This is a genomic window from Streptomyces sp. ICN903, from assembly GCF_022015835.1.
GTDB lineage: Bacteria > Actinomycetota > Actinomycetes > Streptomycetales > Streptomycetaceae > Streptomyces > Streptomyces fenghuangensis.
Genome location: NZ_JAKMAY010000196.1, coordinates 1 through 11186 on the forward strand (window position 1 = coordinate 1; position 11186 = coordinate 11186).

Below are 11186 nucleotides of genomic sequence, written 5' to 3' on the forward strand. Positions count from 1 at the left end.
AGACAGGAGCCGGCCATTCCGCCCGGCCCGGCCCCCGCCGCGGAACCCGAACCCGGACCGCCGCGCGATCCCGAGCCCGAGCACACCTCCCCGCGCGGCCCCGAACCCGGCCCCGAACCCGGAGCCGAGCCCGAACCGGAGGAAGTACGGCAGCCGCCGCCCGGCAGGAGCCCGGCGCCCGGAGAGGGCGGGGAGTCCGCCGCCCGGGAGGAAGAGGGCACGGACGGGGCCGCCGAGCCCGGCGACGGCCGCTTCAAGGTGGTCCTGGACAACTTCGAGGGCCCCTTCGACCTCCTCCTCCAGCTCATCTCCCGGCACAAGCTGGACGTCACCGAGGTCGCCCTGTCGAAGGTCACCGACGAGTTCATGGCGCACATCCGCGCCATGGGCCCCGACTGGGACCTCGACCAGACCACCGAGTTCCTGGTCGTCGCCGCCACCCTGCTCGACCTGAAGGCCGCGCGGCTGCTGCCCGCCGCCGAGGTCGAGGACGAGGCGGACCTCGCCCTGCTGGAGGCGCGCGACCTGCTCTTCGCCCGGCTGCTGCAGTACCGCGCGTACAAGCAGGTCGCCGAGATCTTCGACGGCCGCCTGGCCGCCGAGGCGCGCCGCCACCCGCGTACGGTGGGACTGGAGCCGCACCACGCCGAGCTGCTGCCCGAGGTGGTCATCAGCATCGGCCCCGAGGGCTTCGCCCGGCTCGCGGTCAAGGCGATGCAGCCCAGACCGGAACCGCAGGTCTACGTCGACCACATCCACGCCCCGCTGGTCAGCGTGCGCGAGCAGGCGGAGATCCTGGTGGCCAGGCTGCGGGAGCTGGGCGAGGCGAGCTTCGCGTCGCTCACCGAGGACGCGGCCGACACACTCACCGTCGTCGCCCGCTTCCTGGCGCTGCTGGAGCTCTACCGCGAGCGCGCGGTCGTCCTCGAACAGGAGGAGGCACTCGGCGGCCTCACCGTGCGCTGGAGTGGCGGGGAGGCGACTCGGCCGCTGGTCACCGACGAGTTCGACGCCGGTGACGGCGCGGGCAGGAGCACAGGCGACGACGGGAAGGACGGCCTCGGATGAGCACGGACACGGGAACGGACCCGGGCGCGGCCGGGACGGGAGCGGGCACGGAAGCGGCCGGGGAGCCCCACCCGCCGGCCGGCGCCTTCGCCGTCGCCGAGCTGGACCTCAAACCCGCCCTGGAGGCGGTGCTGATGGTCGTCGACGAGCCGGCCACCGAGGAGCACCTGGCCAAGGTGCTCCAGCGCCCCCGGCGCGCGATCGCCGTGGCGCTGCGCGAGCTGTCCGACGAGTACGCCCGGCAGGGCCGCGGCTTCGACCTGCGGCTGGTCGCCGGCGGCTGGCGGTACTACACCCGCCCCGAGTACGCCGACGCCGTGGAGAGCTTCGTCCTGGACGGCCGGCAGGCCCGGCTGACCCAGGCCGCGCTGGAGACCCTGGCCGTGGTCGCGTACCGTCAACCGGTCAGCCGCTCGCGGGTCTCGGCCGTGCGCGGTGTGAACTGCGACGGGGTCATGCGCACCCTCCTCCAGCGCGGGCTGATCGAGGAGGCGGGCACCGAACCCGAAACAGGTGCGATCCTGTACAGGACGACGAACTACTTCCTGGAGCGGATGGGCCTGCGCGGTCTGGACGAACTTCCGGAACTGGCGCCCTTCCTCCCCGAGGCGGACGCGGTCGAGGCCGAGAGCCAGGAGGGTGTGCCGTCGTTCGACGTGGACGACAGCGGCGATTCCCAGACTTAGAGACAGTTAGACGGAAACCTTGATGCGAAGCAGCGGCAGGAACAGCAACCGGAACCACCGGGGCGCGGGCAACAGCCGCGACGACAGGCAGAAGCGCGCGGGCCGCCCCCGCCCGGAGGAGCGCCGTTACGACGCCGGCTCCGGCGGCAGGCCCGACAAGCCGGGCAGGTCCGGCGGGCCGGGCAAGTCCGCCAAGCCCGGCGGGGCCAAGGGCCAGGACCGGCGGCAGGGACAGGAGGGCCGGCAGGGGCAGGGCCCCGGGGGCGCCTCCCGGGGCGGGCCCAAGGCCGGCCCCGGGCAGGGCCCCAAGGCCGGTCCCAGGCAGGGCGGCAAGGGCGGTCCCAGGCAGGGCGGCAAGGGCGGAGCCCGCGGGCGTTCGGTCCCGGCGCGCCCCCGCGAGTACGACGCCCAGATCGAGGAGCGCAACCGCGCACGGCACGCCAAGCCGGCGCTGAAGCTCCCCAAGACCTTCGGCGAGGCGGAGGGCGAGAGGCTGCAGAAGGTCCTGGCCCGCGCCGGCATGGGCTCGCGCCGGGCCTGCGAGGAGCTGATCGACCAGCGCCGGGTCGAGGTCAACGGCGAGATCGTGGTCGAGCAGGGGCTGCGGGTGGACCCGGAGAAGGACGAGATCAAGGTCGACGGCCTGACGATCGCCACGCAGTCCTACCTGTTCTTCGCGCTCAACAAGCCCGCCGGCGTCGTCTCCTCCATGGAGGACCCGGAAGGCCGCCAGTGCCTGGGCGACTACGTCACCAACCGCGAGACCCGGCTGTTCCACGTCGGCCGCCTCGACACCGAGACCGAGGGCCTGATCCTGCTCACCAACCACGGCGAGCTGGCCCACCGCCTCACCCATCCCCGCTACGGCGTGGCGAAGACCTACCTCGCCGCGATCCAGGGGCCCATCCCGCGCGACCTGGGCAAGCGGCTCAAGGACGGCGTCAAGCTGGAGGACGGCTACGCCCGCGCCGACCACTTCAAGGTCGTGGAGAACACCGGCAAGAACTACCTCGTCGAGGTCACCCTCCACGAGGGCCGCAAGCACATCGTCCGCCGCATGCTCGCCGAGGCCGGCTTCCCCGTCGACAAGCTGGTGCGCACCCGCTTCGGCCCCATCGCGCTGGGCGACCAGAAGTCCGGCTGGCTGCGCCGGCTGACCAACACGGAGGTCGGCATGCTGATGCGAGAGGTCGACCTCTAGGCCGCCGCCCGCCGCCCAATGTCGGCCCCGGCCAGGGGAAAACCCCTGGCCGGGGCCGGTGCGCACCCGCCAGGATGGGCGCATGACACATTCCGCGGACTCCGCGAGACGTCCGGCGACCGGAACCCTGCTCGGGCTGGCCATCGGGGACGCCATGGGCTTTCCCACCGAGTTCAACGACGTCCCCTCGATCCTCGCCAAATGCGGCCCCTGGCGGTCGATGGAGCTGCCCCGGCCCGCGTTCGTCACCGACGACACCCAGATGACGCTCGCCTTGGGGCGCGGACTGCGCACGGCCGCCGAAGACGGCCCCCTGACACCCGCGCGCATGCTCCGTCCGGTGCGCGATGAGTACGTGGAGTGGTGGCGCTCGCCCGAGAACAACCGGGCTCCCGGCCGCACCTGTCTGGTGGCCTGCGAGCGACTCGGCCACGCCGAGCTGCCCTGGCAGGAGGCGAGTCAGCTGGGCTCCAAGGGGTGCGGCGCGAACATGCGGGTCGCACCGCTCGGGCTCGTGCTCGGACTCGACGACGACCGCAGAGCCGGAGCCGCCCAGCTCCAGTCGGCGCTCACCCACGGCCACCCCACGGCTCTGGCCGCGAGCGACCTGACCGCGTACGCCGTCCACCTCACGGCCGGGGGCACACCGCCCGGCGAGCTGCCCGGCCTCCTGCGCGCGTACGCCCGCGAGCAGCGCACCGTCTACCGGGAGCAGTGGCTCGGCGACCTGTGGCGGCTCGCCCACGACCCGTCCCCGCAGTCCTTCGCGGCACGCGGCTGGGACGAGTGTCTCGGCGTTCTCGACCGGCTGGACGCCGCACTGCGGGCACCCGATCCCGAGGCCGACCCGTGCCTGGCCACGGGTGAGGGCTGGATCGCCGAGGAGGCACTGGCCACCGGCCTGCTGTGCTACCTGCTCTTCCCCGACGAACCGGTGACGGCCGTGCGGCGGGCCGCCTGCTCCAGTGGCGACTCCGACTCCATCGCCTGCCTGACCGGCGCCTTCGTCGGCGCCCGCCACGGTGTGGCGGGCTGGCCGCGGGAATGGGCCGAGCGGATCGAGTACCGGGACGAACTGCTGGCGCTCGGCACCCTGTGGGACGGCGCCTGAACCCCGGCCGCGGCGCCGCCCCGGCCAGGGGAAAACCCCTGGCCGGGGCCGGTGCGCACCCGCCAGGATGGGCGCATGGCCACTCCGATCGCCGCCGCCGGTCTGCCCGACCTGCGCCCCGTGCTCGCCCAGCAGCGCCACCCCCTGGTCCTCGCGACCGTCTCCGGAGCGCACCTGTACGGCTTCCCCTCCCGTGACTCCGACGTCGACCTGCGCGGGGTCCATCTGCTGCCGGTGGAGGAGCTGATCGGACTGCGGGAGGGCGAGGAGACCGTGAGCCGGATGTGGGACCGGGACGGGACCGAACTGGACCTGGTCACCCACGACCTGCGGAAGTTCGTCCGGCTGATGCTCCGCCGCAACGGCTATGTCCTGGAGCAGCTGCTGTCCCCGCTGGTGGTGCACACCACCGAGGCGCACGCCGAGCTGGCCGCCCTCGCGCCCACTGTGCTCACCCGGCACCACGCCCACCACTACCGGGGTTTCGCCGGCACCCAGTGGCGGCTGTACGGCAGGACCGGTGAGCTCAAGCCGCTGCTCTACACCTTCCGCGCGCTGCTCACCGGCATCCATCTGATGCGCACCGGCGAGGTCTGCGCTCATCTGCCCACCCTCGCGGAGGAGGTGAGGGAGGCGCCCGGCCACCTTGCCGGCCTGATCGAGGCCAAGGCCGAGGCCGAGCACGGGTCGGCCCCGCTGGACGGCGGGGACGCCGAGCGCGTACGCGCGGACGTCGAGGCGCTGCACGCCGTACTGGCCGACGCCCGGGACGCCTCCCGGCTCCCGGACGAGCCCTCGGGCCGGGACGCCCTCCACGACCTGGTCGTCCGGGTCCGCACGGAGACCGGGTGGCCGGCTCAGACGTAGGTGCGGCGGACGCGGACCAGGAAGTCCTCCACCCGGGCGCGGTCCGGTTCGGCGGGCAGCGGGGTGCCGGCGGCGGCTCCGTCCACCTCCTCGCGGAGGCGGGCCAGCCAGGACTCCACCTCGGGCCAGGGCACCTCGCCGTGCCGGACGGCCAGCAGACGGTCGCGGTACGGACCGGCGTCCAGGACGAGTTCCCCGGTGCGCAGCAGATCACGGCAGGACAGCAGCAGCCGCGCCAGGTGCATGGCCTGCTTCCAGCGGATCTCGCCGTGGCTGCGCAGCCGTGCCCGCAGCCTGCGGTGCTGCCCCTCGGCGTACCCGGCGAAGGTGCGGTGCACGTCCCGGGAGAGGAACGCGCCGCGCAGGGCCAGAAGCTCCCGGCCGGTTTCGTCCAGGCGTTCGACGATGGGGGAGTGCAGGCACTCCAGGATGTTCGGGTTCGCGGCCAGCCCCAGCGAGCAGAAGCGCTCCAGCTCCCAGGAGAACTCCTCCGGGCGCGGGCCCTCCACATGGGTCGGTGGCTTGTCCAGGCGCCAGAAGAGCGGGGTCGGCGCGGCGTACACGCCGCGCCGGTCGGTGTCGCTGTCCTCGGTCGCCAGACCGAAGGCGCGCGAGCCCATCACGCAGGAGTAGACCGTGTGGTCGCGCACCAGGTCGTGCGGTGCCGGGCCGTGCGGCACCGGACCGTGCGGGGCCTGATCGTGCGGGGCGGGTATGCCGGGCGCGGAGGACATGGCCGCGATTGTGGCACGCGGCCGTCTCGCAGGGCGGGCGCGGAGGCGGGAGCCGGAGCGGCGCCTCTACGCTGGTCGGGACAGCAGTACAGCCGCGGACGCAGGGGAGCGAGCAGGTGACGGTACGAGCGGTGCGGGGCGCCGTGCGGTTGGACCGGGGCGCGGCCGGGCGGGAGGCCGGGCGCGCGGACGAGCGGGCCTCGCGGCCGCTCACCGGGGTTCCGGAGCGCGGCGTGCCGGCGGCCGGCGACCCGGCCGGTGCCCGGCCCACCGCCGCCCTCGGCCCGCGCGGCGGCCTCCCCGCCGCCCCGCGCAGGGGCGTCGCACGGTGAGGACCGCGCTCGTCATCGGCACCGGACTGATCGGTACCTCCATCGCCCTGGCGCTGGCCGGGCGCGGGGTGCGGGTGCACCTGGAGGACCACGACGCCGACCAGGCGCGTACCGCCGCGTCCCTGGGCGCGGGGACCGACCGGCCGCCGGAGGGGCCGGTGGACCTCGCCGTCGTGGCCGTGCCGCCCGCCCACATCCCCGCCGTCCTCGCCGCGGCCCAGCGCCGGAAGGCGGCACGCGGCTACCTGGACGTCGGCAGCGTCAAGGGCGGGCCGCGCCGGGAGGCCCGGGCACTGGGCTGCGACCCGGCCACCTACCTGGGCACGCACCCGATGTCCGGACGCGAGATCTCCGGCCCGCTGGCCGCCACCGCCGACCTCTTCGAGGGACGGCCCTGGGTGCTGACCCCCACCCCGGAGACCGAGACCGAGGTGCTCAACCTCGCGCTGGAGCTGGTCTCGCTCTGCCGCGCCGTCCCCGTGGTGATGGACGCCGACGCCCACGACCGGGCCGTCGCCCTGGTCTCGCACACCCCGCAACTGCTGTCCAGCCTGGTCGCGGCCCGTCTGGAGGGAGCCGACGAGACGGCCGTGCGCCTGTGCGGCCAGGGCATCCGCGACGTGACGCGGATCGCCGCCTCCGACCCGGGCATGTGGATCGACATCCTCTCCGCCAATCCCGGCCCCGTGGCCGACGTCCTGGCCGCGGTGGCCGGCGACCTGGAGGAGACGGTGCGGGCGCTGCGCGCGCTGGAGTCCGCCGACGAGACCGAGCGCACCGGCGGGGCGGCGGGCATCGAGGACGTGCTGCGCCGCGGCAACAGCGGACGGGCCCGGATCCCGGGCAAGCACGGGCAGGCCCCGGCCGCCTACGAGACGGTGGCGGTGCTCATCAGCGACCGGCCGGGCGAGCTGGCCGGCATCTTCGCCGACGCCGGACGGGTCGGCGTCAACATCGAGGACGTCCGGATCGAGCACGCCACCGGCCAGCAGGCCGGTCATGTCCAGCTCATGGTCGAGCCGAGCGCCGCCCCCGTGCTGGCGGCGGCGCTGCGCGAGCGGGGCTGGGCCATCCGGCAGCAGTAGGGGTCCTCGGCCGACGGTAGCCTTGTGCCGGACGGGGAGGGCGTGCCGGCGTTCCCCTCGCCGGCGCCCCGCGCCCGCGTCCCGACCCGTGCTCCGAGCAGTTCGAGAAAGGTGCCCGACACCGTGGCAGCAACCTCCCGGCAGGCGTCCTCCGTGTCCCCGGACGCCCCGGCCCCCGTCATCGTCGCCATCGACGGCCCCTCCGGCACGGGCAAGTCGAGCACCTCCCGGGCCGTGGCGGCCAAGCTCGGCCTGAGCTACCTGGACACCGGTGCGCAGTACCGCGCGATCACCTGGTGGATGCTGACCCACGACATCGACGTGCGGGACGCCGAGGCCGTCGCCGCCGCAGCGGACCGCCCCGAGATCCTCTCCGGCACCGACCCGGCCGAGCCGACCATCACGGTGGACGGCGCGGACGCCTCCGGCCCGATCCGCACCCAGGAGGTCACCGGCGCGGTCAGCGCGGTCAGCGCGGTGCCCGCGGTGCGCGCCAGGATCACCGAACTCCAGCGCGCCATCGCCGCGGGAGCCCCCACCGGCATCGTCGTCGAGGGCCGCGACATCGGCACCACCGTCCTGCCCGACGCGGACCTGAAGATCTTCCTCACCGCCTCGCCCGAGGCCCGCGCGGCCCGGCGCGGCGGCGAGCTGAAGGGCAGCGGCGGCCGCCCTGTCGACCTGGACGCCACCCGCGAGGCCCTCCTCAAGAGGGACGCGGCCGACGCCGGCCGCAAGACCTCGCCGCTGCGCAAGGCGGACGACGCGGTCGAGGTGGACACCACGGAGCTGACCCTGGAGCAGGTCATCGAGTGCGTCGTCACCCTGATCGAAGACAAGCAGCAGGCCAGGTGAGCGCAGTGGACAGGGGCGGCGACCCGGGGCTGCCCAGCGCACGGGGCGCCGCGGTCGGGCGCCGCATCGGGATCGGCCTGATGTACGGGCTGTGGCGGCCCAGGGTGCTCGGCGCCTGGCGGGTCCCGGCGTCCGGGCCGGTGATCCTCGCCGTCAACCACACGCACGCCGTGGACGGCCCGATGCTGATGGGGACCGCGCCCCGGCCGGTGCACTTCCTGATCAAGAAGGAGGCCTTCACCGGCCCCCTCGACCCCTTCCTGACCGGCATCGGCCAGATCGAGGTGGACCGGAAGGCCGCCGACCGCGTCGCGATCACCAGGGCGCTGGGAGTGCTGGGCGCCGGCGGCGTGCTGGGGATCTTCCCGGAGGGCACCCGGGGCGAGGGGGACTTCGCCTCGCTCCGCTCCGGCCTGGCCTACTTCGCCCTGCGGTCGGGAGCGCCCGTCGTGCCCGTCGCGGTGCTGGGGACGGCCGGGAGGCGGGGGCGCGCCATACCCGCCCTGCCTCCGCTGCGGACCCGCGTCGACATCGTGTTCGGCGAGCCCTTCGAGGCGGGCGACGGCAGCGGCAGGCGTACCCGGTCGGCGCTGGACGAGGCGACGGTGCGCATCGGCGAGCGGCTGACGGCCCACCTGACCGACGCCCGGCGCATCACCGGGCGCGGTTAGGCGACACTGGACCTCTGCACCCGCGGCACCACCGCGCCCACCGCGCGGGGCGCCACGGTCCCGGACGGGGACGCGCCCACGGGGCACGCAGAGCCACGGACAACACGCACACACGAGGACAGGACTTCATGAACGAGCAGACCCACGTCGGCGACGAGCACGGGCACGGTGAGCTCGGCGACGCCGAGTACGCGGAGTTCATGGAGCTCGCCGCGCAGGAGGGGTTCGACGCCGAGGACGTCGAGGGGGCGCTCGGCGAGGCCGGGCACGGGCCGCTGCCGGTGCTGGCCGTCGTCGGCCGACCGAACGTCGGCAAGTCGACCCTGGTCAACCGCATCCTCGGCCGCCGCGAGGCCGTCGTGGAGGACCGCCCCGGCGTCACCCGGGACCGGGTCACCTACGAGGCCGAGTGGGCGGGCCGCCGCTTCAAGGTGGTCGACACCGGAGGCTGGGAGCAGGACGTCCTGGGCATCGACGCCTCGGTGGCGGCCCAGGCGGAGTTCGCGATCGAGGCCGCCGACGCGGTGGTCTTCGTGGTGGACGCCACGGTCGGCGCGACCGACACCGACGAGGCGGTCGTCAGGCTGCTGCGCAAGGCGGGCAAGCCCGTGGTGCTGTGCGCCAACAAGGTCGACGGCCCCTCCGGCGAGGCGGACGCCGCCATGCTGTGGTCGCTCGGCCTCGGCGAGCCCCACCCGGTCTCCGCCCTGCACGGCCGGGGCACCGGCGACATGCTGGACGAGGTGCTCAAGGCGCTGCCCGAGGCGCCGCCGCAGACCTTCGGCGGCGGGATCGGCGGGCCGCGCCGGGTGGCGCTGATCGGCCGCCCCAACGTCGGCAAGTCCTCGCTGCTGAACAAGGTGGCGGGGGAGGACCGGGTGGTCGTGGACCAGCTTGCGGGCACCACCCGCGACCCGGTCGACGAGCTGATCGAACTCGGCGGGAAGACCTGGAAGTTCGTCGACACCGCCGGCATCCGGCGCCGGGTGCACCTGACCGAGGGCGCCGACTACTACGCCTCGCTGCGCACGGCCGCCGCCCTGGAGAAGGCCGAGGTCGCGGTCGTCCTCATCGACGTCAGCGAACCGATCAGCGTGCAGGACACCCGCATCATCACCATGGCGGTCGACGCCGGGCGCGCGCTGGTCCTCGCCTACAACAAGTGGGACACCCTGGACGAGGAGCGCCGCTACTACCTGGAGCGCGAGATCGAGACCGATCTCGGCCAGGTGAAGTGGGCGCCGCGGGTGAACGTCTCGGCACGCACCGGCCGCCACATGGAGAAGCTGGTGCCGGCGATCGAGACCGCGCTGGCCGGCTGGGAGACCCGGGTGCCGACCGGGCGGCTCAACGCCTTCCTCGGTGAACTGGTCGCCGCCCACCCCCACCCGATCCGCGGCGGCAAGCAGCCCCGCATCCTCTTCGGCACCCAGGCGGGCACCCGCCCGCCGCGCTTCGTGCTGTTCGCCTCAGGCTTCCTGGAGGCCGGCTACCGCCGGTTCATCGAGCGGAGGCTGCGCGAGGAGTTCGGCTTCGAGGGCACGCCCATCCACATCTCGGTGCGGGTACGCGAGAAGCGCGGGCGCAAGAAGTGAGGTGAGGGGGCGGGGCGGACGCGCCGGTGTCCGCCCCGCCCCCGGAAAGCCGGTGAGGAACGTGCCCCGTCGCGGGGCTCGGTCCTCACCGGTCGTAGGGGCGGCCGTCCCGCGGAGCGGGCGGCAGGACGGCGGGCGCCGGGGCGGCGGGGAGGAAGCCGCCGGCCCGGCGCCCGCCGTGCCAGTGGGCCGTCCCGGTGCCGAAGCCCGTGAACCGCAACTCCTCCTCGCCGCTCCGGTCCCCGGGCAGGGCCCGGAACAGGCGCCGGTACTCGGCGTACAGCGCGTCGTAGATCGGAGTGGCCGGGAAGTGGCCCGACATGGGCTCGTGGGGGGCGCGCATCCCCGGGATCTGGCCGCGGTTGAGATGCGCGCTGTGAGGGCGGGAAGGTTCGTAAGGCTGCACGTCAGTGCCAACGATCACGCCGCCCGGCGGATGCGGGCCCGGCGGGGGGAAACCCCGGTAGGGGGACGCGGGCCGCGGATTCCTCAGGTGCCCGCCAGCGGCATGGCCGCGGCCACCAGGAGGCCGCCCGCCGCGGCCTTCTCCAGTGCGTCGCGCAGCAGGTCCTCGCGCGGCTGCTGCCCGATGGTGCCGACCGGTGCGGCGTAGACGTGGACCGTCCGGCTCCGGTTGGCCGCCGTCCGCCAGTCGTCGGTGACGGGCAGCGGCTGGTGCGCCTGCCACCAGGAGGTGGGCTGTCCGCCGGCGGGGCCCGGCTGGAGGATGGCGTGGAGCCGGCCCATGGCCAGCAGGACGGACCAGCCGCCGACCGGCGCGGGGGCCCGGGCCACGTCGTTCACCGGCATGAAGCCCTGCTCGATGAGGAGCGGCAGGAAGTCGTCGCCAAGGCCGTCGGAGCCGGGGCGGGTGATGGGCGCGGTGGGCTCGACGACGAGGGCGGGGTGGAGCTGGTCGTCGATGAGCACCTGGCCGCAGGTCACGCCCAGCACCGCCTGGCGCGGGGCGGAGGCGGGGTC

The 11186-nt window shown here is 74.6% G+C and carries 12 protein-coding genes and 1 pseudogene; 10 read left to right on the forward strand and 3 right to left on the reverse strand.

Annotated elements, in window-relative coordinates:
* Nucleotides 1–15 precede the first annotated feature (15 nt).
* The 5 genes from L7D48_RS19290 to L7D48_RS19310 all read left to right on the forward strand — a co-directional run bounded on the left by L7D48_RS19290 (nucleotide 16) and on the right by L7D48_RS19310 (nucleotide 4933).
* Nucleotides 16–1068: a ScpA family protein gene (locus L7D48_RS19290; protein WP_237880741.1), complete on the forward strand. Its 1053-nt coding sequence runs from the start codon at nucleotides 16–18 to the stop codon at nucleotides 1066–1068.
* Entirely contained in the window at nucleotides 1065–1754 is a 690-nt protein-coding gene (scpB, locus tag L7D48_RS19295; RefSeq protein ID WP_237880723.1) for an SMC-Scp complex subunit ScpB, read from the forward strand. Before L7D48_RS19290 ends, scpB begins: the two co-directional genes overlap by 4 nt.
* A gap of 22 nt (nucleotides 1755–1776) precedes the next feature.
* Nucleotides 1777–2955: a pseudouridine synthase gene (locus L7D48_RS19300; RefSeq protein ID WP_237880725.1), complete on the forward strand. Its 1179-nt coding sequence runs from the start codon at nucleotides 1777–1779 to the stop codon at nucleotides 2953–2955.
* An 82-nt stretch (nucleotides 2956–3037) separates the two neighbouring features.
* The gene (locus tag L7D48_RS19305) at nucleotides 3038–4066 is read left to right on the forward strand and encodes an ADP-ribosylglycohydrolase family protein (RefSeq protein ID WP_237880727.1); all 1029 of its coding nucleotides are present in this window, start codon (nucleotides 3038–3040) and stop codon (nucleotides 4064–4066) included.
* Between the two features lie 75 nt (nucleotides 4067–4141).
* Nucleotides 4142–4933 carry a DNA polymerase beta superfamily protein gene (locus tag L7D48_RS19310; protein ID WP_237880729.1) on the forward strand — a complete coding sequence of 264 codons (792 nt, stop codon included), beginning with the start codon at nucleotides 4142–4144 and terminating at the stop codon, nucleotides 4931–4933.
* On the opposite strand, the gene L7D48_RS19315 is transcribed toward L7D48_RS19310, so the two are convergent.
* Nucleotides 4924–5553 carry a DNA polymerase beta superfamily protein gene (locus L7D48_RS19315; protein ID WP_237880743.1) on the reverse strand — a complete coding sequence of 210 codons (630 nt, stop codon included), beginning with the start codon at nucleotides 5551–5553 and terminating at the stop codon, nucleotides 4924–4926. The genes L7D48_RS19310 and L7D48_RS19315 overlap by 10 nt on opposite strands.
* A 230-nt stretch (nucleotides 5554–5783) precedes the next feature.
* Between L7D48_RS19315 and L7D48_RS19320 the strand changes: the two genes are divergently transcribed.
* The 5 genes from L7D48_RS19320 (at nucleotide 5784) to der (ending at nucleotide 10205) form a co-directional block, all read left to right on the forward strand.
* On the forward strand, nucleotides 5784–5999 hold the full coding sequence (locus tag L7D48_RS19320) for a hypothetical protein (RefSeq protein WP_237880731.1): 216 nt from the start codon (nucleotides 5784–5786) through the stop codon (nucleotides 5997–5999).
* Entirely contained in the window at nucleotides 5996–7084 is a 1089-nt protein-coding gene (locus L7D48_RS19325) for a prephenate dehydrogenase (RefSeq protein WP_237880733.1), read from the forward strand. Before L7D48_RS19320 ends, L7D48_RS19325 begins: the two co-directional genes overlap by 4 nt.
* Nucleotides 7085–7207: 123 nt before the next feature.
* Nucleotides 7208–7939 (forward strand): (d)CMP kinase, encoded by a 732-nt coding sequence (gene cmk, locus L7D48_RS19330; protein ID WP_237880735.1) that lies wholly within the window; start codon nucleotides 7208–7210, stop codon nucleotides 7937–7939.
* 80 nt (nucleotides 7940–8019) lie between these two features.
* Nucleotides 8020–8610, forward strand: a complete 591-nt coding sequence (locus tag L7D48_RS19335) for a 1-acyl-sn-glycerol-3-phosphate acyltransferase (RefSeq protein WP_237880744.1) — start codon at nucleotides 8020–8022, stop codon at nucleotides 8608–8610.
* A 128-nt stretch (nucleotides 8611–8738) separates the two neighbouring features.
* On the forward strand, nucleotides 8739–10205 hold the full coding sequence (gene der, locus L7D48_RS19340; protein WP_237880737.1) for a ribosome biogenesis GTPase Der: 1467 nt from the start codon (nucleotides 8739–8741) through the stop codon (nucleotides 10203–10205).
* 85 nt (nucleotides 10206–10290) lie between these two features.
* Here the strand turns inward: der and L7D48_RS19345 are convergent, their stop codons facing one another.
* On the reverse strand, nucleotides 10291–10548 hold the full coding sequence (locus L7D48_RS19345) for a hypothetical protein (protein ID WP_237880739.1): 258 nt from the start codon (nucleotides 10546–10548) through the stop codon (nucleotides 10291–10293).
* Nucleotides 10549–10694: 146 nt separating this feature from the next.
* Nucleotides 10695–11186, reverse strand: a pseudogene (locus L7D48_RS19350) (hypothetical protein); the annotation flags it as partial.

Excerpts from the sequence above, each read along its gene's own strand:
- scpB (WP_237880723.1), top strand. The coding sequence starts at position 1,065 with ATGAGCACGGACACGGGAACGGACCCGGGCGCGGCCGGGACGGGAGCG.
- L7D48_RS19300 (WP_237880725.1), top strand. The coding sequence starts at position 1,777 with ATGCGAAGCAGCGGCAGGAACAGCAACCGGAACCACCGGGGCGCGGGC.
- L7D48_RS19305 (WP_237880727.1), top strand. The coding sequence starts at position 3,038 with ATGACACATTCCGCGGACTCCGCGAGACGTCCGGCGACCGGAACCCTG.
- L7D48_RS19310 (WP_237880729.1), top strand. The coding sequence starts at position 4,142 with ATGGCCACTCCGATCGCCGCCGCCGGTCTGCCCGACCTGCGCCCCGTG.
- L7D48_RS19315 (WP_237880743.1), bottom strand. The coding sequence starts at position 5,553 with ATGGGCTCGCGCGCCTTCGGTCTGGCGACCGAGGACAGCGACACCGAC.
- L7D48_RS19335 (WP_237880744.1), top strand. The coding sequence starts at position 8,020 with ATGTACGGGCTGTGGCGGCCCAGGGTGCTCGGCGCCTGGCGGGTCCCG.
- der (WP_237880737.1), top strand. The coding sequence starts at position 8,739 with ATGAACGAGCAGACCCACGTCGGCGACGAGCACGGGCACGGTGAGCTC.
- L7D48_RS19345 (WP_237880739.1), bottom strand. The coding sequence starts at position 10,548 with ATGCGCGCCCCCCACGAGCCCATGTCGGGCCACTTCCCGGCCACTCCG.